We start from the raw sequence: 21,431 nt of genomic DNA on the forward strand, positions 1-21,431 counted from the left end.
CACCGAGTCGGTAACGGCGGCTCGCCAGCAACCGACAGAACCGACGATCGGCAAGACAACCCAGCGACTACCGGACCACAGAGTCTTTTCGAACGGGGTTATCGAATGACAGAGCGTCTGGCGCTCGGCATAACTGTCGGAGCGTCGAATTCGGTTGCAGTGGCGACGACGGGGGAGGTCGGCGACGGCGATAACGGACCCGCTGGTGGCGGTGCCGTATTCACCCACCTGAGCATCCTGCGGCTGGCCGCGGACGCCGCGCCCGCCTTCGGGACCGATGCCAGGTCCGCGGGCAAACATTCCAGCGACGTGGTGCTGGGGGGCTTCCTGGCCAGGGTCGGCGATCCGGCCGACATCCTCGCCGAGGACGGGGCATCGCATTCCGCGGCGGATCTCGTGGCCACGGCCGTCCACTGCCTGATCGACGAGGTCGACACGGAGACGACGACTCAGGATTCGACCGCGGTCGCCTGCCACCCCGCATGGTGGTCGCGGCACACCGTCGATGTGCAGCGCGCCGCGTTGGATCGCGCGGGCCTGCGCGAGGTGACCCTGGTCCCGGAACCGACCGCGGCGGCGCGCTGGCTCGAAGCCGCGCAGGGCCCGCTCGGCGACGGCGCGGTGATCGTCTACGACCTCGGGGCCAGCGGCCTCACGGTCTCCGTGGTCCGGACCGGCGAACACACGGCCCTACTCGGCACGCCACTGCGTACCACCGACGTGGCCGGCGGCGAATTCGATCTGCTAACGATGCGCTACGTCCTGGCTAACGCGCTACACGGAAATGAATTCGATCCGTTCGACCCGGTGATCGAGCGAGAATTAGCGGCATTGCGTGACCGCTGCAGGAAGGCGAAAGAAGAGCTTTCCATAAACACCGCGACCGTGGTTCCGGTGCGTTTGGATCCGTCCGATCAACGCACCGACGACATCCGGCTGGTCCGCGGCGAACTCGAGGATCTGCTGCGCGGACCGCTGCTGACCTCAACCGATCTGATTCGGGACACGGTACATCGGGCCGGACTGGATATCAGCGATATCGGCCGCGTGTTGCTCACCGGTGGTGGCGGCGCGATTCCATTGGTGGCCGAACTGATCTCTACCGAGTTCGGGCTGCCGGTGGTCGCCGGCCCGGAGCCGGGGCACACCAGCGCGCGCGGCGCCGCCGCGCTGGCCACGGATCTGTTGTCCGCCGCCGATTGCGCACCGACCGTGCCCGCGGCGGTCCTCGGCCTGCTGGCCACCGGCACCGTCGCGATGGGCACCGGCGCGCAGTCCGGGCCGAACCGTCCCGCATCGACCGAGCAGACGACGTCGTCCGGCGCGGCCGAAGTCGCCGCGACCACCGGCGCGGGCGGGTCGCTCGCACCGGGATCGGCGGCGGCGGTCGCGGATCCGAACGGCGGCGCGAAGCCGAAACCCGATGCGGGACAGCCGGGCTCCGCCTCGTCCGGCGCGACGTCCGTGGCCGTGGTGAACAGTCGGCCCGCGCCGGGACAACCCGTGCCCGGACAACCCGCAGCAATCCAACCCGCGCCCGGCAACTCCGCACCTGCGGAACCCGTTGCGCTGCAACCGGTTCCACAGCCAACCGCGCCAGTTCCCGCTCCCGGCCCGCCGCCCATCCCGAGCCTGCCGACCGACGCGCTGAACAACACCGTCGACACGGTCGGCTGCGCCGTCGGCTCGGTGCTGCGCGCGCCCGCGCAGATCGTCGGAGGCACCGGTGGCTGATATCGCGTTCGACACGCTGCCGTGCGCGCGAGAGATATTCCGGGAACTGGATTACGCCGATCAGCGGCCGGTTGTCTATCTGATCCGCGGCCGCTCCGGCACCGGCAAATCCACCCTGCTTTCGGTGATCCGTACCCGGCTGCGCGCGCACGGGGTACCGCTGCGGGACGAGCTCGCGGTGCTCGCGCCGACCATGGCCTGGATCGGTTCCGCCAACGAGGCCCCCACGGTCCACGTCGAGATCGAGACGCACTCGGGCAATAGAATCCGCAAACTGGCGGCATCGACGGGTTCCGCGCCGCCGCGCCCTGCCCTGATCATCGACAGCGCCCACACGCTGAGCGAACCCGAGCTCGAAACCCTGTGCGCGACTATCGAATCCGGCGAGCACACGGTGATCATCGCGGCCCAGCCCCGCCCGCACAATGCAGGCCTGCGCACGCTCACCGACACCGTGGCGCGCCGCGGGCGCGTAGTCGACCTGCGCACCCTCGGCGTCAGCGATATCGCCCCGTTCGCCCGCGAACTCGGCATGGCCGTGCCGCGGCCGTTGGCCCAGCACATCCATCAACAGACCGCGGGCATCCGCGGCGGCGTGGTCGCCGCGCTGACCGCCGCCTGCTCGGCCCGGCTCGACGCCGGTATCCGCGCGGTCGACGAGGCCGTCGCAGACTGGTCGCGTGCCATGCTCGACAACCTCGAGCCCGATCTGCTCGAGACGATGGTCGTCGCCACCACCGGGACCGGACTGGATTCGACCGAACTGGCCGAGGTGCTCGGTGTGGAATCGGCTGCGGCGCAAGATCTCATCGATCGGGCCAGGGCCAGCGCCCTGGTGACCGACGCCGACCTGCTGCTCACCCCCGCGGTCGCTCCGCTGCGCACGCTACTCGGCGACCGCCGGTTCGTCGCGGTGCAGCGCAGGCTGTTGGCGGCACGACTCGACGCGGGCCTGCTGCGCGACCACACCGCGCTACTGCTGGCCGAGTCGGGAGTGCAAGACCATCGACTGGCCGAATTCCTTTGTGCCGCAGCGGCAAAGGCCGGTCGCGACGCGGCCCGATACTACGCGGCGGCCGCGGCGAGCGGCGCCGACCCCGACTTGATCGCGGTCCGCTGGGCCGAAGCGGCCGCGCGGGTCGGCGACTGTGAGACCGCCATGAGCCTGGCCGAGCCGGTGCTGGCGCGATCGGGTGTCAGCGGGCCGGAACTCACTGCGGCGGTGCGGATCTGCGCGGCGGTACTGACCCGACGGGGTCTGGTCGGCCGCGCGGCGCAGCTGTACACCTGGCTCGGCGCGCATCGGGTCGGCGCGGATTGGGCAGTCGGCGCGACCGTGCTGTACCTCGCGGGAGACGTTCGCGCCGCCGCGGAAATGTCCCATTCGTCGACGCAATGGCCGCCGACCGAGGCCAACGCGCACGCACGCCTGATCGCGACCTCCCTCGCGAACACCATCGTCGAGCACGAAACCGGCACCGCCGCAGCGGTATCCGCACTCATTCAGGCGGCCCAGGCCGATGCCGGCGCGGACCGGTTCCTGCCGTGCACCGCGGCGTCCATCGCGACCCTGCTGTGCCTGAGCACCGGCGAGCCGCGCCGCGCCGGCGATGCATTGCGCCGGGCCACCACCAGCGGCCTGCGCGGCCATCAACTTCAGGTGCTCGCGGCGTGGGCGGCGATGCTCGGCGGCGACGAACAATCGGCCGCGGCGACCGTCGCCGCGCTGCACCACGATGCGCTCGACACCCGCGATCGACTGCTCGCCCACGGTGTCGCGGTCGGGCTGGCCCGGCGCAGCGGAGATCACACCGCGCTCACCCGGGCCTGGCAGGCCGCGTGTCCGCTGTTCGACGACGTGGACGCCGACCTGCTCACGCTGCTGCCGATCGGCGAGTTGTGGCTGGCCGGAATCCGGCTGCACGACGAACGTCGAGTGACGCCGCTGGTGGATGCCACGCTGGCTTTGCTGCGGCGCCTGGACCAACCGCCCGCCTGGGCCAACGCCTTCCATTGGTATGGCGTCCAGGCCGCCATAGCACACGAAAGCCCCGAGGAGCTACTGCCACACGCCCACCTGCTCAAGGCCGCGGCCGAGGCAGGCGACCGGCACGCCGCGGTGCTGGCCGACGCGGGCCGCACCTGGGTGCTGGTGCTGCGCGGGCAGGTCGCGGTCGCACCGGTGCAGGCGGCCGTGGCCAGACTCACCGAGATCGGCTTGACCTGGGATGCCGCCCGGCTCGCCAGCGAGGCCGCGCTCGCCGCCGCCGATTCCCCGACCGCGACGGCACTGCTCGAGCTGGCCCGCACGGTCCGCACCGACGCGCGACCACAAGAACCGACGAGCCGCCCACCCGCACCGGCCGCCGCACCGGACGGTCGGCAGGTTTCCACGTCCGACCGGGCGCCCGAGCCGACGACAATCCTGAGCGAGCGCGAACGGGAGGTCGCCGAACTGGTGCTGCTAGGTTTGACCTACCGGGAGATCGGTGCGCGCCTGTACATTTCCGCGAAGACGGTGGAGCATCACGTCGCCCGCATCCGCCGCCGGATCGGTGCCAGATCCCGTTCGGAGTTATTGTCGATGCTCCGCACTATGGGACACGGCTCGCTGCTGGTGTGATGTGTGGTGCGGGTCGAGCGAAGCGAGGTATTGAGGATGGCCACAGGCGTGGGCCTGCGCATCGCCGAGAACGAGAGCACCGCGGCGATCGTGACCGACGCCGGTGAACCTCAGTTCATCGTCCGCGATTCGATCCTGCACATGTCCGACGACGGTGACACCGTCCTCGGCGGGCCCGCGCCGGCGGGCCACTCGCACTCCATCACCCGGTACGCATCCCGCGTCGGCGATCCGGCAGGCATCCCCGTCGACGACGGCGAGGCGTACCGTGCCGAGGATCTGGTCGCGACCGCGCTGTTCTGCCTGATCAATCTGGCGGCCGAACACCTCAACGGCCCCGCCGAGTTCTATGCCACCCATCCAGCGGGCTGGCCCGCGGAGCACGTCCAGGCACTGCGCGAGGCGATGGATTATCTCGGCCTGCGCTCGGTGGTGCTTGTCGACGAGGGCGACCTGCCAGGTACCGACATCGGCGACCCGGAGGCCGCGTTCGCCTACGACGCCGCTTGCGTGGCGCTGGCCTCGGTGCTTGCGACACCGGCAGGAACCACGCCACCGGATCCGAGCAATGCCGAGAACTCGATGGTGGTCACCGACGTGATGCCAGCGGTGCCAACGCCCGGGTCGCAACAGCTACAGGCATATTCGGCGGCGATCTCGATCGCCGATCCGATCGTCGCACAGTTCCCAAACGTGGGAAATCCGGCGGCGCCCGACACACCGGCCGCCGACGCGAAGAAGCAGGACCGCCGCGGCACGCCCCTGCTGATCGCAGCGGCGGCGCTGATCGGGCTGGTGCTCGGCGGCTTCGGCGTCTCCATAGTGTTCCGCGACGACGGCGCCACCCAGGCGCCGCCGCTGCGCGACGCCAAGTCCAACCAGGTGACGGTGAGCCCGATGCTGCCGGGGCCGCCGGTGAACTTCCCGACCGTGCCGCCGACCACGCCCGCCCCGACCACCGAACCGCCGGTAACGATCAACCTGACCACCGAGCCGGAAACGACCACACCGCCGCCGACCACAACGACACCGACCACAACGACACCCGAGACCACCACCACGGAGCCCCCGACGACCACCCCGAGCACGACCACGACGCGGCCGTCACGGACCTTCACCAATCCGTTCCGTTTTCGCCCGACGCCCGGCTGGCAACAGCTGCCCACCTTGGAGATCCCACGTCCTCGTTGAGTTGGTAGCGACCAACCCCGGTTTGTGCCCTAAAGTGATGCGCTGACCGGTGGTGTCGGAAAATTTGCCGAAACCGGTCTGTTGCTGAACGAGGACTGTGCGCCAACGGATTCAGGCTGTGGGCCACCGATGTAGCTGGCACGCCTGTGCCGACGAAGGGACTTCATGCGCAAGTTGGTGGCGCCTCGCGCCGCGGTCAGGGCAGCGACGATCGGATGCGCCGCGACCGTTTTCCTCGCTCCCCTGCTCGCCACGACTCCCGCGCTAGCGGATCCGGCGGCGCCCACCCAGCTGACCGCCGAGAACCTCCCCGCCGAACTGGTGCAAGCCATTTCGCGCGATCTGAAGATGACGCCAGCGGAGTACCTGGAACGCTCCGCCCGCGCCCAGCAGCTCAGCAATTACGCGCGTGACTTCCGGTCGGAACGTCCCGATGCCTTCGCGGGCGCCTGGGTCGGCGCCGACGGTCGGCCGATCGTCGCGGTCACCTCGCTCGACGCCGCCAGGATCGCCTCGTCCGACGGCTACCAGACCCGACTGGCCCCGATCTCCGCGGACAGCCTGGAAAACTCAATGATGCAACTGAATCAGTGGATCATGACGCTGCCGCGTGAGCTGTCCACCGCGATCAACTCGGTCGCCATCGACGTCCTCAACAGCCAGTTGGTGCTGACCGTCGCCAACACACCGGCGGGCCGCGTCCTCAACCTGCCGACGCTGATCGCCAACATCAAGGTCATCATGTCACCGGGCAGCGGCGGCCCGGTCGAGCGGCGCCCGATGGGCGGCGACACCTACATCAGCGCGCCCGGCTCGCTGCACGACACCGCGCTGCGCAGCGTCGATGTCTGCTCGTTCGGCTTCAACAGCGTGGACGCGGTGGGCAACGCGCTCAACATCAGCGCGGGCCACTGCGACCCGAACCTCGGCAAGGACGACCAGCAGGCCGGCGTGTACCTGCCCAACGTCAAGGACATCCCGAACAGCCCCGAGCTCGGCTCCTTCGTACAGGCGAAACTGGGCGGACCGACCGCGCTCGACTACTCGGTGATCAAGCTGAACGATCGTGCGGTCAAGGCGGGCATGGACCAGCCGTCGGTGCGCGGCTCCAACGGCACCACGCTGGCCATTACCGGCACCGCCGAACCGGTGACCGGCGCGCCGATCTGCAAGTCGGGGCAGTCCTCCACCTTCACCTGCGGGTTCGTGGTAGCCGATCGGGTCGAGACGCAGCTGTTCACCGCGGATGGTGAGAGCAAGACCGTGCGCGGCTTCGCCAGTTCGGCCTGCACCCTCGGCGGCGACAGCGGCGGCGCGATCGTCACCGGCACCCTCGCCCTCGGCATCACCAGCGGTTCCAACGCCGCCGACGCGCCGGATTGCAACAAGGCCAACATGGCGCTCGCGCAGTACGGCGGCACCGCCACGCTGGGCATTCCGATCCGTTCGATCCTCGCCGACATCGACGCGTCCTCGGGTGGCGGGCTTGGCAGCGGTGTCGCATTGCGCACCAAGCAGAACGCCGGATAGGAGGCGCGCGGACGCGCTACGCCGGAGGTCGCGGCGGTTCTGTCGGAATTGGCCGAATCAGCACACCGGCTGGAGTAGGCATACCGGGCCGTAGCCCATATAGTCTGGGCATGCTCCTGCCACGTATAGGTCAATTCCGATCAGCTGCGCGACAGACCCGGGTCCGAAAATTAGCGATCGCCGCCTCGGCGGCGATTCTGCTGTTCGGTCCTACGGCGGCAGTAGCGACGGCACAACCCGATCCGAACGCCGGGCTGCCCGCCGAACTGGCGGCCGCCGTCGCGCGCGATCTGAAGATCTCTCCGCAGGAGTATCTGCACCGCGCCGACCTGGCGCAGCAGGCCGCGGCCTTCGCTACCACGGCACAGCGCCAGTACCCGCAGGTCTTCGCCGGATCGTGGCTCGACGACGCGGGCCGCGCCGTCGTGGCACTGGCGCAGGGCCCCGGCGCCGACGAGGCCCGCACGGCCGCCGAGTCGGCCGGGTTCGAGGTCCGCAATGTCGCCAAGAGCGAAGCCGCGCTGCGTGGTGAGAAGAGCGCGTTCGAACGGTGGCTCGACGGACAGCCCGAGGCGGTGACCGCGCTGGTGCGCGGCGCGGTGATCGACACCGTCAACAACAGCATCGCGGTGCGGGTCGACCGGCCCGGCCTGCCCATGCCGAGCTTCATCGACCCGGCACGAGTCATCGTGATGGCTCCGCCGGTGGCCGGCGAGCCCGCGAACCTGCCCCAGGCCGGCGAGATCGCTGGTGGCCTGCAGCAGGGCGCGCTGGCCGGCGGCGACGGGTTCGCCTCGGTAGCCGGACAGATGTCGCTGCGCTGCTCGCTCGGCTTCAACGGCACCGACCGCAACGGCAACACCGTGAACATCACTGCGGGCCACTGCAACCCCGACGTCCCGTCGGCGGGTACCGACAACGCGGCAGGCGTGTTCGAGCTGCAGGGCGACCGGGCCGGCGGCCAGCTCGGCACCTTCCAGAAGTCGGTGCTCGGCGCCCAGGACTACTCGATCGTGCGAATCAACGATCAGGCCAAGGACCGCTTCGCGAACAACGGGGTGCGCGTGCCGGGTAAGGCGCCCGTCCTCATCGACGGTGTCGCGACGCCGGTCGTCGGCGCCCCGGTGTGCAAGTCCGGTTCGCGTACCGGCTTCAGCTGTGGCGTGGTCAACGCCGTCGATCAGACCGTGCAGGTCGGTGACCGTGAACTCACCCAGAGCTTCTCGGCCAATATCTGCGCGCTGCCCGGCGACAGCGGCGGCCCGATCGTGACCGGTCGGATGGCCCTCGGCATCTCCAGCGCGTCGTCGGTCGCCGACTTCCCGATCTGCGAGATCCCCAACCTGATCGGCGCACTCACCGGCAATGTGCCGCAGCTGTTCGCGCAGCCGGTCAGCGTGGTGCTCTCGGATAACCCGGGTCTGCGGGTTCGCACCAACTGATCCTCGGATCGCGCGAAAGGCCGACAGCGTGAACGCTGTCGGCCTTTTTGCTGTCATTGCGCTGTCGGACAGCCCACCCGAGGGGTGAATGCGCTGTCCGCCTCCGGTAGGTTCCGGCATCCTGGAGTACATGTGTTTGGTGTTGATCGGTTGGCGTGCGCATCCGGAGTACCGATTGATCGTGGCGGCCAACCGAGATGAGTTCTACACCCGGCCGACCGAACCGATGAGATGGTGGCCGGAGGTGCCGGGTCTGCTGGCCGGACGCGATTTGGGAGCCATCGGCCAGGCCGCGGACGATCCGCCGGGCACCTGGCTCGGACTGACCCGAGAGGCACAGGGACGCAACCGATTCGCCACGGTGACCAATGTGCGCAATCCCAACGATATGCGCGCTGATGCCCGTTCGCGCGGCGCACTGCTGATGGATTTCCTACGCGGCGCCGACAACCGGCATCCCAGCGGCGAATTACCCGGCCCCGAAAAGTACGTTCTCGACGTCGCTGTGACACCGGATGACTACAACGGGTACAACTTGATGGTCTCGGACCTCGAAACGCTCTGGTGGCATTCCAACCGCAGTGCGACCCCACCGCTCGAGCTGACCCCCGGCTTCCACGGACTGTCCAACGGCCTGTTCATCGCGTCGGCCGCGCCCAGCCCCGCGGCGGCTTTGACAGCGCCGCAACCGATCTGGCCCAAGATGCGCGACGGCGTGCTCGGTCTGCGCGCGGTCGTCGAGTCGGATCCCGGCGCCGTGGATCGATACTTCGAGGTGCTTGCCGATCGCACCCAGGCACCGGATGATCAGTTGCCGCACACCGGGATCGAGCTGCCGCTGGAGCGTGCGGTGTCGGCCAGGTTCGTCGCGCATGTGTTGCACGGGACCAGAGCGAGCACGGTGCTGCTCGTCCGTGAGGACGGGTCGTTCGAGATGGTCGAGCGGTCCTTCGGGCGGTTCGGAAGCCGTGCGGGCGAGGTGTCGTTCACCGGCACACTGGAATTGCCGCCGAGTTGACGCCCCCGAAACAACAAACCGGCCCGCTCCCCTCGGGAGCGGGCCGGTCGAGTATGGCGTCGAATTACTTCGGCGCGGCCGCGGGCGCGGGCGCCGCCACGGGCGCGGGCTTGTCAGCCCACTTGGTGGTGCCGTCCGCCGCCTGCAGGGTGTTGACCAGATCCATGCCCGCGATGGCCAGTGCCGGGCCACCAACGGCGATGGTGCCGAGGATGCCGCCGATGCCGGCGCCCGCGATCGCGGCCGGGATGCAGCCGACACCGAGGAGCGGCAGGCCGAGGATGCAGCCGACAACGCCGCCGATGATAACGCCGGTCGCGGTGCCGAGGAAGCCGCCCACCGCGGTAGCGATGCCGAACTGGCTGGCGAATTCGTTCTGCGCGCGCTGGTTCTCGATCGCCGAGGCGATCGGCTTGGCCACCACGTTGACGGTGTTGACTTTCTGGTCGCCGGCCACGCCCTGCTCTGGGGTCAGCTCGAGCACCTTGTTGTCGTTCTTCAGCACCGGCTTGACCGGAACCTCGGACTCGCCGACCTTGAAGCCGACCGGCAGCGAGACAAGCAGGTTGCCGCGGTCATCCTTGATGTTGTAGAGGTCGTTTTCCTTGACGTCCTCGGATGACTTGGCGAGCTCGAAGGTACCCCCCTTGAGCGTCGTCACGACGGTCTTGTCCACCAGCTTGATGGAGTAGCTGACGGGCGGCTCGGGCGCGGGCGCGGGCGGCTCGGCATGCGCGGACCCCAGTCCGATGGTCATCGCGCCGATGACCATCGCGGCAGCCGGTACGGTGCTGCGGAGTTTCATTCAGTTTCCAATCCATCAACAGGGCATTGCATGCGTGCCATCTCCCTCATGCGAGAGCTCATTCAATCCGGGCGGTCTGACCCTGGATCCTCCCCGAGCAGTGCGAAGACGGGCACAGCAAATAGAACGTCGTGAGCGTAATCGAATGGGATTGAAGATGCGAGATGCATTACCAACCTTGGGAACTAAGCCTGTCCTCACCTGCTTGACCTGATGGGTCGTGTTTACGGTGTTGACAGCGAGAGTCACGCCGGGATCGGAACATTTTGAGTGATATTCATCACAGATAAATTTTTGGTTCAACCCCAGCAAGAGGGGGTATCGACCAGCAACCGATCGTACGGTAGACAACGCAAGTTACCAGCGGGTAACTTACTGGCAGTTAGGATACGAGCCAACCGAGGCGGCGACTGGCCGCCCTCGAACGCTCGTGTTGCCTCGAAAGAAAGGTCGCGACATGAATGCCCTGACAGTGACGCTGGGCACGATTGGGGCGACGCTCAGCCTGCTGTGTTGGGCGTCGTTCTTCGGCGGCGTGCGGAACATCGTCCGCGCCATCATGATCGGCCAATCCGCGCCGGATCGTTGGCGACCGTTCTTTCCCCGCTTGAAGCAGATGCTCGTGGAGTTCATCGCGCACACCCGCATGAACAGGTTCCGCACCGTCGGCTGGGCGCACTGGCTGGTGATGGTCGGCTTCCTCGGCGGCTTCATGCTCTGGTTCGAGGCATACGGCCAGACCTTCGACCCCGAGTTCCACTGGCCGATCATCGGTAACTGGGCGATCTACCACCTGTGGGACGAGATCCTCGGCATCGGCACCGTGGTCGGCATCGTGACGCTGATCATCATCCGCCAGCTGAACCATCCCCGGGTGCCCGAGCGGCTGTCCCGGTTCGGCGGTTCGAAGTTCGCTCCCGCGTACGTGATCGAGGCGATCGTGCTGATCGAGGGTCTCGGCATGATCTTCGTGAAGGCAGGCAAGATCGCCGCCTACCATCACTCGAATCCCTCGACCGACTTCTTCACCATGCAGGTGGCCAAGCTGCTGCCCGAGAGCACCGACATGGTCGCGCTGTTCGCGTTCGTGAAGCTCATGTCCGGCATGGCGTTCCTGTACCTGGTCGGTCGGAACATCACGTGGGGCGTTGCGTGGCACCGCTTCTCCGCGTTCTTCAACATCTACTTCAAGCGTGAAGACGATGGCGGCGTCGCCCTCGGTGCGGCCAAGCCGATGATGTCGAAGGGTCGGCCCATCGATATGGAGACCGCCGACCCGGACAACGACACCTTCGGTGCCGGCCGGATCGAGGACTTCTCCTGGAAGGGCTGGCTGGACTTCACCACCTGCACCGAGTGTGGTCGCTGTCAGTCGCAGTGCCCGGCCTGGAACACCGGCAAGCCGCTGTCGCCGAAGCTGCTGATCATGTCGCTGCGCGACCACGGCTACGCGAAGGCCCCGTACCTGCTTGCCGGTGGCCGCAAGGACATGGGTGGCGACGAGATGGGTCTTGTCGATGCCGAGGGCAAGCCGAACGAGGCCGCGCTTGCGAAGATTTCGGATGCGGCGAAGGCCGAGGCCGAGCGTCCGCTGGTCGGCGACGTCGAGGTGAACGGCATCATCGACCCCGAGGTGCTGTGGAGCTGCACCACCTGTGGTGCGTGCGTCGAGCAGTGCCCTGTCGATATCGAGCACGTCGACCACATCATCGATATGCGCCGCTACCAGGTGCTGATCGAATCGGAATTCCCCTCCGAGCTGGCCGGATTGTTCAAGAACCTCGAGAACAAGGGCAATCCGTGGGGCCAGAACTCCAAGGACCGGCTCAACTGGATCAACGAAATGGACTTCGAGATCCCGGTATTCGGGCGCGAGGCCGACAGCTTCGACGGGTACGAGTACCTGTTCTGGGTAGGTTGTGCCGGCGCGTACGAGGATCGGGCGAAGAAGACCACCAAGGCCGTCGCCGAGCTGTTGGCGACCGCGGGTGTGAAGTTCATGGTGCTCGGCGCCGAGGAAACCTGCACCGGTGACTCCGCCCGCCGCGCGGGCAACGAGCTCCTCTTCCAGCAGCTCGCCGCGCAGAACATCGAGGTATTGAATTCGGTGTTCGAGGGCGTGGAGGACACCAAGAAGAAGATCGTCGTCACCTGTGCGCACTGCTTCAATGCGTTGAACAACGAGTACCCGCAGGTCGGTGGCAACTACGAGGTCGTGCACCACACCCAGCTGCTGAATCGTCTGGTGCGCCAGAAGCAGCTGATTCCGGTCGCCTCGTTGTCGCAGAACGTCACCTACCACGACCCCTGCTACCTGGGCCGTCACAACAAGGTCTACGACGCGCCGCGTGAGTTGATGGAGGCGTCCGGCTCCACGCTCATCGAAATGCCGCGCCACGGCGAACGGTCCATGTGCTGTGGCGCCGGTGGTGCGCGCATGTGGATGGAAGAGCAGCTCGGCAAGCGCATCAATATCGACCGCGTCGATGAAGCGCTGTCGACTTCGCCCGCGAAGATCGCGACCGGCTGCCCGTTCTGCCGGGTGATGCTCACCGACGGCGTCACCGCCCGCCAGGAACAGGGCCAGGGTGAAGGCGTCGAGGTCGTCGACGTCGCGCAGTTGATGCTCGATGCCATCGACCGCGTCGACGCATCGAAGCTCACCGACAACCTCACCGTCGTGCAGGAGCCGAAAGCCCCTGCCGTCGAAGAGGTCCCGGAAGCCGAACCCACCCCGGCTGCCGAGGCTCCGGCCCCGACCAAGGCCGCACCCACCGGTGGTGGCCTTGCGATGAAGGGCCAGGCGAAGGCACCGGGCGGCAAGGGCCTGGCCATGAAGGGTCCGGCGAAGGCACCGGGCGGCAAGGGCCTGGCCATGAAGGGTCCGGCGAAGGCACCGGGCGGCAAGGGCTTGGCGATGAAGGGCGCCGCGAAAGCCCCCGGCGCCAAGGCCGAACCGGCTCCCGCCGCCGAAGCCGCCCCCGCGGCCGAAACGCCCGAGGCGCCGGCGACCCCGCCCGTGAAGGGTCTGGCCATGAAGGGCGGCGGCAAGGCCTCCGGTCTGGCCATGAAGGGCGCCGCCAAAGCGCCGGGCGCGAAGGCCCCGGTGGCATCGGCCCCGGCCGAAGCACCCGCCGAGACCACTCCCGCACCGAAAACGGCAGCAGCCGAACCGGTTTCGGAACCCACCGAAACCAAGCCGACGGCCCCCGTCAAGGGTTTCGCCATGAAGTCCGGCTTCAAACGCCCCGGCGCCAAGGCCCCCGGCGCGGCACCCGCGACCCCCGCCGACCCGGCCCCGACCGAGGAAGCACCCGTCGCAGAAACCCCCGCCGACCCGGCTCCGGAACCCGACCAGCCCGCCAACGGCACAACCGGCAACGGCGCCACCGAAGCCACTCCCCCCAACGCCAAGCCCGGCGGCCTCGGCTTCAAATCCGGCGCAAAGGCCCCCGGCCGCAAGAACTGACCGGATACAACTGAACAACCGAGAACAAACAGATCGGCTCGGGTACGCACCGCGAACCCGGGCCGGTCTGTGTGCGGCGTAGCTGATCGGCGCGCCGGGGCGGCCGTAGTCGGAGGTTAGGTCAGCCAGTCGTCGAGCCATCCGGCCCAGGCTGACTCGCGGCCGCGGCCACATGCTGCACCATCACCATCACTATCACCTGCAGCCACGGCGAGGCAGCGCCGCCGCGCTCGTGCACGAGCAGGTACTTCGCCACAGTCCAGCCGTTGTCGATCTGCCCGAGCACATTGCTCTTCGGTACCCGAACATTGTCGAAGAAGACCTGGTTCTGGGCCTCTTCGCCGGAAGTCATCACCAACGGCTGAATCTCGATGCCCGGCGTGGTTTGGCTCTCACGAGACATAATGTGCTTCTGTCTCAGCCTCGAATCAAACTGAGATCGTCCGCCTGCAGTTCGCTGGGCCGTTCTCGAGGAACAATCGGATTCGAGCCGCTCACCCAGCCCGGCGGCCACGCACCAGGAGTGGGGACATGCGAACCACGCGACCGTGCACACGAACCGTTCTCGTCTTCCTGACGGCGGCCGCTCTCGCGCTCTCGATGACGGCTTGCGGCTGCTCCCAAACCGAACCGGCCGAGGGCACGTCCGCATCCGAAACCACCGCGGCCGCGGCCTGGACCAGCGCCCAATCGATCGAAGTCGGCGGCACCCTGGCCACCTACGTCCTGCACATCCCGGCCGACCTGCCGCCGAATGCCCCGGCGATGCTGGTGTTCCATGGTCGCGGTCGCTCCGGCGCGCAGATGGCCGCCGAGTCGGGCCTGAACGCGGTCGCCGACGCGAACCACGTCGTCGTCGCCTACCCCGACAACTTCACCGAATTCCATCCGGCAGCTCGCGCCCGGTCGGCCGCCGACAATGTCGCCCTCGTCTCGGCCCTGATCGCGAAACTAGCCGCAGGCCAACACATCGACACCACAAGGGTGTTCGCCGTCGGCGTCGCCACCGGTGGCGCCTATACCCAGATGCTCGGCTGCGACGCCGCCGACAAATTCGCCGCCATCGCCCCCACGCTCAGCGGAATGCCCGCGAGCTACGCCCACTCCTGCAACCCGGCCCGCCCCCTCGCGGTATTCGCACTGCACGGCACCGCCGACCCCATCGTCCCCTATGGCGGTGGCCCGATCACCGGCCACGGCCCCGATGCCGCCGAAGTCCTCTCGGTGCCCGACACCATCGCCCTATGGAGCGCGAAGAACGCTTGCCCAGCCCCGCCGCCACCAACTGCCGTGCCCGACAAGGTGAACGACGGCACCCACATCACCATCGCGACTTCCGGCCCGTGCCGCGACAACACCCGAGTCCAACTCGTCACCGTCGAAGGCGGCGGCCACACCTGGCCGGGCACGACCCCAAACCTGCCCGAGAAAGTCATCGGCAAGACCAGCCAGAACCTGAATACCGCCCAGGCCATCTGGGACTTCTTCGCCGCCCAGCACCCTTAGACGGCGTCCACTGACACCGGATTCGCTGGCCCACGCTCCTGCGTCGATCCCGTTGTCGCAGCAGGGATCAACCCGAAATGGTTGGGGCGCTTGCTAGTTCGACGACTGGTCGGCGTAGGTGAGTGCGACGGTTACGACTGGCTCGTATGCCTCGATGTGCTGGGATGTCCAGCCTGTCGGTCCGTGCGCGCCCTCGTGGTTGGCTATCCAATAGATCACCATCTGAAGCCATGTACCACTCACCGAAGTCCGTCGCGGGCGAGGTGGTTATCGGCAGGAGTTGGGCTCGCCGCTCTTGACTACCGATAAGACGGCGTCTCCTTCGCCGATGGGCACACCCGGTGCGGGGTTCTGGCCGACCACGATCCAGTTCCGGTCGATGATCTGCATTCGTCCGGCACCGGTCGCGTCGGTCGAGCGGGAATACCAGACTCCCGCTGCCTGGATCTTGTTCTGTGCGGCTTGCAGATTCATACACACCACGCTCGGCATGGGCACCAGAGCGGCGGGGACCGCAGGGGCGACCGGTGGCGCCGGAGCCGCGGAGGCCGGAGCTGTTTTGGGTGCCGGAGGCGCGGTCGTCGTCGGAAGACCAACGGCGCGCGCGACGTTCGGTGTCGTCGTCGAGTCAGCAAGCGGCTTGCTCTTATCGGCGCCTCCGACGGCACTGCCGATCATGCCGATGAGCAGCAGGCCGCCCAGGACCGCGACCACCCACCCAGGTCGGCGTCTTCTTGGTGGGCGGGATCGGCCGCCCATGTGATGGGCCGAGAGGATTCGGCTGCGGCCCACGCGGCGGCTGCGGCTGGTAACTCATTGACTGTGTTTCCCCTGATCCCCTGGTTGCGGGCGCGCGATCTGATGGTGGCCCGAAATGCGTGCCTTTTTATTTCGGTGATCAGGGAGCCCTTGTCGACGACGGAAGTGCCGGAGCCGCTCACCCTCGCGGTCAGCAGTCCTCGAAGACGGTCTTGATATAGCCCGCCGACTGGTAGATGTAGTTATAGGCCCAGCGGGCCAACGATATGCGTGGGTGGGCGTCGACCATGAGAACCTCTCCGTCCCAGCACTTTCCGAGGACGTAGCGGGCTCGGGAGATGTGGGGAGTGAAGGTGACGACTATTATCCGGTGCCAGCCTTGAGATCGGGCGAGTCTTGCCAGTTCTCGGCCCTCGCCCCGGGTGGTGCGTGGGGAGGGGTCGAAGCAGGTAACTTGAAAGCTGTAGCCGCCGTGGCAGATTCGGTTGATGAGGAGACTGGTTTCGTAGGGGTCGGAGAACAGGACTCGAGGGGCGTAGCCTTCGCTCGCGAGGTGCAGGGCCAATTGTTCGCGGCCGTCGTGGGCGCCGCCGAGGACGAGGATGGCGTCGGCTTTCGCGGGCGGATCGGTGCGGGGGCGGACGTAGAGCGGCCAGAGGGCGGCGGCGAGGACTGCGATGGCCGCGAACAGGCCGAGTACTGGCCAGGCGATCCGGCGGCGGCGCACCAGGTCGATGGTAGCTGCAGCGTCGCAGGCTAGGAGTTTCGCAGGTCAGCGGGTTGCGAACGATTCATGTCGCCACATGTACACCTGCTGTTGCCACGACTCTTGCCTCTGTGACGTGGTGTGGCCATTGGCGGGGCCTATCAATCGATCATGCGATGCACAGTCTTCGGAACCGGGTACCTCGGGGCCACGCACGCAGCGTGCATGGCCGAACTCGGACATGACGTGATCGGGGTGGACGTCGACCCGGGCAAGGTCGCGAAGCTGTCCGATGGGGTCGTGCCGTTCTATGAGCCGGGCCTGGAGGAGGTGCTGCGGCGAAACCTGGATGCGGGCAGGCTACGGTTCACCACCTCGTATCAGGAGGCAGCCGGCCACGCGGACGTGCATTTCCTCGGCGTGGGGACGCCGCAGAAGAAGGGCGAATACGCCGCGGACCTGAAATATGTACACGCCGTGGTGGATACGCTCACGCCGATGCTGGAGCGCCCCTCGGTGATCATCGGCAAGTCGACAGTGCCGGTCGGGACCGCGGCCGCATTGGGTGCGCGGGCCCGCGCCCTGACGAACACCGAGGTCGAGGTGGCCTGGAACCCGGAGTTTCTGCGTGAGGGCTTCGCGGTGAAGGACACCCTGCGCCCGGATCGACTGGTACTCGGGGTGGACAACGAACGCGACGCCGCGATTTGGGTCCAGGATCTGGTGCGCGAGATCTACGCGGACCTGATCGCGGCCGAAGTGCCGTTCCTGCTGACCGATCTCGCCACCGCCGAACTGGTCAAGGTCTCGGCGAATGCCTTTCTGGCGACCAAGATTTCGTTCATCAACGCGGTCTCCGAGGTCTGCGAAGCGACCGGCGCCGACGTGACGATGCTGGCCGACGCGCTCGGCTACGACGCCCGCATCGGTCGCCGATTCCTCAATGCCGGACTGGGTTTCGGCGGCGGCTGTCTGCCCAAGGACATCCGCGCGTTCATGGCGCGCTCCGGCGAGCTCGGCGCAAACCATGCGGTGGCGTTCCTGCGCGAGGTCGACAACATCAATATGCGCCGTCGCACCAAGATGGTGGACATGGCCACACGGGCCTGTGGCGGTTCGCTACTCGGCGCGAATGTGGCGGTGCTCGGCGCGGCCTTCAAGCCCGAATCCGACGATGTGCGTGACTCTCCGGCACTGAATGTCGCCGGAATGATCCAGCTGAACGGCGCGGTCGTGACGGTGTACGACCCCAAGGCACTGGAGAATTCGCGACGCGTCTTCCCCACCCTGAACTACGCGACCTCGGTGGCAGAGGCGTGCGAGCGCGCCGATGTGGTGCTGGTGCTGACCGAGTGGGACGAGTTCATCGCGTTGGGCCCGCAGGACCTCGACCCGGTGGTGCGAACCCGGTCGATCATCGACGGCCGGAACTGTCTCAATCGTGCCACCTGGAGAGATGCCGGATGGGTGTACGCCGGACTCGGCACACCGTAGAGTTGCCTGGCGAGGCGGGGGCGACTGCCGGACTGCAAGTCCTGCCTTAGGCATTGTCGTTGGTCGGCGGTATGGTCCCGTGAGCGGGCTATCCGCGGCGGGCGGCGCAAGGCTCGCATGTCGTGAAGTGTGAACGAGATGGGTAGCTGATGAGTTCGGTTCTGGGAGTTTCGGTGGGGGCCGGCGCCGTCCGTATGGCGCGGCCACACGCCGGGAGCCCTCACGGCCACCTCGCGCCCGATTCCTTCGATCTGCAGACTATCCCGGTAGGTGAGCACCAGGTAGAGGAGTTGGCGGCCGAGGCGATCGGCGTCACGCTGGAGGCCACGCCCGGCATCGAGGCCACCGCGATCGCCTACCGCAGCGAGCAGCACGCCAGGGCGATCCGGGCATCGATGGCCCGCCAGCAGCTCACCAATTACGAACTCGTGCCGGAGATCGTGGCAGCGCTCGAATTCGCCCAGTCCACCGGGGATATTCGCGGCATTTCCTCGCTGGTGGTGTACGACCTGGGTAGCTCCGGGCTGTCGGTCAGCGTCGTCGACACCCAAACCCGTGAGGTCCGCCACAGCGAACGCACCAGCGATATCAGCGGCGACTATCTCGATTCGCTGGTCCGCGAACAGCAAATCGCCTCGGGTCGGATCGCGCATCCGCCGGATCCCGCCGGGCTGGCGGCGTTGGACGCGCTCTGTCGCGAAGCCAAGGAACAGCTATCGTCGAACACCGCCGTCGCCCTACCCAGCGAGCAGGGGCTCGTGCTGCTGGCACAGGAGAACTTCGAAGCACTGATCATGCTGGCGATCGAATCGTCGGCGCGGATGGCGCGCGATGTGATCGTGCGCTCCGATCGACCGGTGCACGGCGTGCTGCTGATCGGTGGGTGCGCGCGAATTCCGCTGATCGCCAAGGTGCTCGAACGGTGGATGGGCGTACCGGTCATCGTGCCCGAAAGCCCGGAGACGGTGATCGCCCGCGGCGCGGCACTGCTCGCGCGACCGGTCCGGCAGGCGGCCGCACCCGGCCCGATGCTCGATGGCGGCACACTGTCGCCGGCCTGGCTATCCGCGCCGGCCAGGCGTCGCCGCAGTAAGCGCGAGATCAACGGCGCCGTCCTGACCGTCAGCGCGCTGGCGGTGGTCGCTGCCATCGGCCTCGGACTCGGCTACGGACCGCAGGTCCTCGAACGCGATTCCCAGGGCAGCAATCACACCACGGTCCCCCCGACCAGCGTCCCACGCACCACTACCCTCGACCCGCAGATCGCGGTCGCTCCCGGCGCCCCCACCGAGACCTCCGCGCAGGAATCGGTCGCCGCACCGCCGCCGCGGCATCGGGAGACCACGACACCGCCGACGACGACTCCCGGCCCCAATACGATTGTCGTTCCTGGTCTTCCGCCGATCGTGGTGCCAACCATCCCGTCCGACGTCTTCCCCTTCCCGCCGCCGCACTGAGCGGTCACATCCGGGCTCGGACCCTCGCATGCCTAGCGTGCCGTGCGGGCGCGGCCGGCGTCTGTCTCCCGCCGAACGGACGGGCCAGCATCACCGCGATGCCGGTGGTCAGCGGCACCGAGAGGGCGAGGGCGATACCACCGACCGCGGAACGCGCGATCTCGATCGCCACTGCGTCACCGGTCAGCACATCGCTGATCGATCGACCCGCGACACTGAACAGCAGCAGCAGCGGCAGCGCACCACCGGCATAGGCGAGCACCAGCGTGTAGACGGTACTGGCGATGTGGTCGCGGCCCACGCGCATGGCGGCGGCAAAAACCTCGCGGCGCGATGCGGATTCGTCGAGGGCGGCGAGTTCGAAGGCGGCCGATGCCTGGGTGATAGTGACGTCGTTGAGCACACCGAGCGAGCCGATGATGAAGCCCGCCAACAGCAGACCGGTAATGCTGACGTGCTGAATGTAGGTGGCGACGTTCGTGTTCTGTTCCTCCGACAGTCCGGTCAGATGCGTCATCTTGATCGCCAACCAGGACAGCACGGCCGCCAGCACCATCGATGTCAGCGTACCGAGCAGCGCCGAACTGGTGCGAAGGTTCACCCCGTGCGCGAGATACAGCACGGCATAGAGGATCAGCGCACCGGCAACGAGCGCAACCGGAATCGCCGGTTTCCCATCCAACAGCGCGGGCAGCAGGAACAGCACCAGCACTGCGAAGGCGAATACCAGCCCGAGTAGTGCCCGCAGCCCGCGCCAGCGCGCCACCGCGACGATCACGACGACAAATACCACCACAATCAGCGTCAGCGGCAGCCCGCGCGAGTAGTCGTCGAACGAGTAGATCGTGGTGCCGTTCGGATCGGTCTGCCGGACCAGCCGGATGTGATCACCGGCGTGCAGATCGGGTTGACCTGGGCCGGGTGCGATTTCGAGCAGCGTCTTGTTGCCCTTGTTCGGCCCGGAGTCGATGGTGACCAGGCTGCGCTGGCAGACGTAGGAGTTGCTGGGCGGCGCTTCCGGCTTGTCGATGAAGACCTTGCCGATCGACGAACTGCCGCAGGGCCCGACGTCCTGCATCACGACCGTGCCGCCCTCGGTCTGCACCGCGCCGCCGCCCGCGTTCTGCATCGGCAACGGAATGTCGACGTGCTGGCTGCTCGGCCACAACACGATCGCGGCGATCACCACGAGGACGCCGATGGCGCCGAGTAACCCGACGACGACCCGGGCGGCGTTGGCGCCGATCGCGATCGGTTCGGAATGGTCGTGATGATGATGGTGCTCGCTCACCGGGCTCCTACCTATTGGTCGTGTGCCTGCCCGGTGCCGAGCTTAAAGGATTTCATTTTCAAATCGACGCGGCGGACCCCAATGGCGTTTGGGCCGGTATCCGAAAGAGGGAAAGTTTGGAGGGGGCGGCGGAGAGCAGGGGGATGTCTCCGCCGCCCGCAGGTTGGCGCCCAGGGGGGGTAGGCGGCCGAACCCGAGGTCGGGTAGTCCAGGGGGGGTAGACAACCCGACCGGGCACTCGAAAGTGCCAAGTGCCACTGTACACAAAAGGTCTTCTTTTGCGCTAGCTAGTCTCGTAAATCCGCGAATATCCGTACGATAAGTATGTTTTCAGCCCAGAAACGGGGCGATCTAGTTCCCAGCGGCGCTTTACCCCTATTGGCGCAGCCGGTCGCAGTCCGCGCCG

Annotated in this window: 14 protein-coding genes and 1 pseudogene; 10 read left to right on the forward strand and 5 right to left on the reverse strand. The window is 67.4% G+C overall.

What is annotated here, in order from left to right; all coding sequences use genetic code 11:
* Window positions 1–105: 105 nt before the first annotated feature.
* From ACV7NQ_RS14825 to ACV7NQ_RS14850, 6 genes are all read left to right on the forward strand, one after another.
* On the forward strand, window positions 106–1,734 hold the full coding sequence (locus tag ACV7NQ_RS14825; protein ID WP_463360193.1) for an Hsp70 family protein: 1,629 nt from the start codon (window positions 106–108) through the stop codon (window positions 1,732–1,734).
* Window positions 1,727–4,357, forward strand: coding sequence for a LuxR C-terminal-related transcriptional regulator (locus tag ACV7NQ_RS14830; protein ID WP_463360194.1), 2,631 nt, complete (start codon window positions 1,727–1,729; stop codon window positions 4,355–4,357). Before ACV7NQ_RS14825 ends, ACV7NQ_RS14830 begins: the two co-directional genes overlap by 8 nt.
* A gap of 36 nt (window positions 4,358–4,393) precedes the next feature.
* A complete protein-coding gene (locus ACV7NQ_RS14835; RefSeq protein ID WP_463360195.1) occupies window positions 4,394–5,548 on the forward strand; it encodes a hypothetical protein in 1,155 nt (384 codons plus the stop codon).
* Between the two features lie 165 nt (window positions 5,549–5,713).
* Window positions 5,714–7,078, forward strand: a complete 1,365-nt coding sequence (locus tag ACV7NQ_RS14840) for a S1 family peptidase (RefSeq protein ID WP_463360196.1) — start codon at window positions 5,714–5,716, stop codon at window positions 7,076–7,078.
* Window positions 7,079–7,188: 110 nt separating this feature from the next.
* On the forward strand, window positions 7,189–8,520 hold the full coding sequence (locus ACV7NQ_RS14845) for a S1 family peptidase (RefSeq protein WP_463360197.1): 1,332 nt from the start codon (window positions 7,189–7,191) through the stop codon (window positions 8,518–8,520).
* 130 nt (window positions 8,521–8,650) lie between these two features.
* The gene (locus tag ACV7NQ_RS14850) at window positions 8,651–9,538 is read left to right on the forward strand and encodes an NRDE family protein (protein ID WP_463360198.1); all 888 of its coding nucleotides are present in this window, start codon (window positions 8,651–8,653) and stop codon (window positions 9,536–9,538) included.
* A gap of 64 nt (window positions 9,539–9,602) precedes the next feature.
* Here ACV7NQ_RS14850 and ACV7NQ_RS14855 read toward each other — a convergent pair whose 3' ends face one another.
* Window positions 9,603–10,343, reverse strand: coding sequence for a hypothetical protein (locus ACV7NQ_RS14855; RefSeq protein WP_463360199.1), 741 nt, complete (start codon window positions 10,341–10,343; stop codon window positions 9,603–9,605).
* Between the two features lie 457 nt (window positions 10,344–10,800).
* Between ACV7NQ_RS14855 and ACV7NQ_RS14860 the strand changes: the two genes are divergently transcribed.
* Window positions 10,801–13,812 carry a (Fe-S)-binding protein gene (locus ACV7NQ_RS14860; protein ID WP_463360200.1) on the forward strand — a complete coding sequence of 1,004 codons (3,012 nt, stop codon included), beginning with the start codon at window positions 10,801–10,803 and terminating at the stop codon, window positions 13,810–13,812.
* A 136-nt stretch (window positions 13,813–13,948) separates the two neighbouring features.
* Here the strand turns inward: ACV7NQ_RS14860 and ACV7NQ_RS14865 are convergent.
* A pseudogene (locus ACV7NQ_RS14865) lies at window positions 13,949–14,197 on the reverse strand (acyl-CoA dehydrogenase family protein); the annotation flags it as partial.
* A gap of 146 nt (window positions 14,198–14,343) precedes the next feature.
* Here ACV7NQ_RS14865 and ACV7NQ_RS14870 point away from each other — a divergent pair.
* Window positions 14,344–15,318: a CE1 family esterase gene (locus ACV7NQ_RS14870; RefSeq protein ID WP_463360201.1), complete on the forward strand. Its 975-nt coding sequence runs from the start codon at window positions 14,344–14,346 to the stop codon at window positions 15,316–15,318.
* Between the two features lie 267 nt (window positions 15,319–15,585).
* Here the strand turns inward: ACV7NQ_RS14870 and ACV7NQ_RS14875 are convergent, their stop codons facing one another.
* Together ACV7NQ_RS14875 and ACV7NQ_RS14880 are read right to left on the reverse strand one after the other, a co-directional pair.
* Window positions 15,586–16,032, reverse strand: a complete 447-nt coding sequence (locus ACV7NQ_RS14875) for a PASTA domain-containing protein (RefSeq protein ID WP_463360202.1) — start codon at window positions 16,030–16,032, stop codon at window positions 15,586–15,588.
* A gap of 235 nt (window positions 16,033–16,267) precedes the next feature.
* Complete coding sequence (locus ACV7NQ_RS14880; protein WP_463360203.1) at window positions 16,268–16,804, reverse strand: YdcF family protein; 537 nt, start codon at window positions 16,802–16,804, stop codon at window positions 16,268–16,270.
* Window positions 16,805–16,954: 150 nt separating this feature from the next.
* On the opposite strand from ACV7NQ_RS14880, the gene ACV7NQ_RS14885 reads away from it, so the two are divergent.
* Window positions 16,955–18,277: a UDP-glucose dehydrogenase family protein gene (locus tag ACV7NQ_RS14885; protein WP_463360204.1), complete on the forward strand. Its 1,323-nt coding sequence runs from the start codon at window positions 16,955–16,957 to the stop codon at window positions 18,275–18,277.
* Window positions 18,278–18,426: 149 nt separating this feature from the next.
* Complete coding sequence (locus tag ACV7NQ_RS14890) at window positions 18,427–19,734, forward strand: Hsp70 family protein (RefSeq protein ID WP_463360205.1); 1,308 nt, start codon at window positions 18,427–18,429, stop codon at window positions 19,732–19,734.
* A 4-nt stretch (window positions 19,735–19,738) separates the two neighbouring features.
* Here ACV7NQ_RS14890 and ACV7NQ_RS14895 read toward each other — a convergent pair whose 3' ends face one another.
* The gene (locus tag ACV7NQ_RS14895) at window positions 19,739–21,025 is read right to left on the reverse strand and encodes a YibE/F family protein (protein ID WP_463360206.1); all 1,287 of its coding nucleotides are present in this window, start codon (window positions 21,023–21,025) and stop codon (window positions 19,739–19,741) included.
* Window positions 21,026–21,431 lie beyond the last annotated feature (406 nt).

This window comes from Nocardia sp. Tas62D01 (genome assembly GCF_055232035.1).

What these genes read in the sequence shown, in the direction of transcription:
- ACV7NQ_RS14825 (WP_463360193.1), top strand. Translation starts at nt 106, where the DNA reads ATGACAGAGCGTCTGGCGCTCGGCATAACTGTCGGAGCGTCGAATTCG.
- ACV7NQ_RS14835 (WP_463360195.1), top strand. Translation starts at nt 4,394, where the DNA reads ATGGCCACAGGCGTGGGCCTGCGCATCGCCGAGAACGAGAGCACCGCG.
- ACV7NQ_RS14840 (WP_463360196.1), top strand. Translation starts at nt 5,714, where the DNA reads ATGCGCAAGTTGGTGGCGCCTCGCGCCGCGGTCAGGGCAGCGACGATC.
- ACV7NQ_RS14845 (WP_463360197.1), top strand. Translation starts at nt 7,189, where the DNA reads ATGCTCCTGCCACGTATAGGTCAATTCCGATCAGCTGCGCGACAGACC.
- ACV7NQ_RS14850 (WP_463360198.1), top strand. Translation starts at nt 8,651, where the DNA reads ATGTGTTTGGTGTTGATCGGTTGGCGTGCGCATCCGGAGTACCGATTG.
- ACV7NQ_RS14855 (WP_463360199.1), bottom strand. Translation starts at nt 10,343, where the DNA reads ATGAAACTCCGCAGCACCGTACCGGCTGCCGCGATGGTCATCGGCGCG.
- ACV7NQ_RS14860 (WP_463360200.1), top strand. Translation starts at nt 10,801, where the DNA reads ATGAATGCCCTGACAGTGACGCTGGGCACGATTGGGGCGACGCTCAGC.
- ACV7NQ_RS14870 (WP_463360201.1), top strand. Translation starts at nt 14,344, where the DNA reads ATGCGAACCACGCGACCGTGCACACGAACCGTTCTCGTCTTCCTGACG.
- ACV7NQ_RS14885 (WP_463360204.1), top strand. Translation starts at nt 16,955, where the DNA reads ATGCGATGCACAGTCTTCGGAACCGGGTACCTCGGGGCCACGCACGCA.
- ACV7NQ_RS14890 (WP_463360205.1), top strand. Translation starts at nt 18,427, where the DNA reads ATGAGTTCGGTTCTGGGAGTTTCGGTGGGGGCCGGCGCCGTCCGTATG.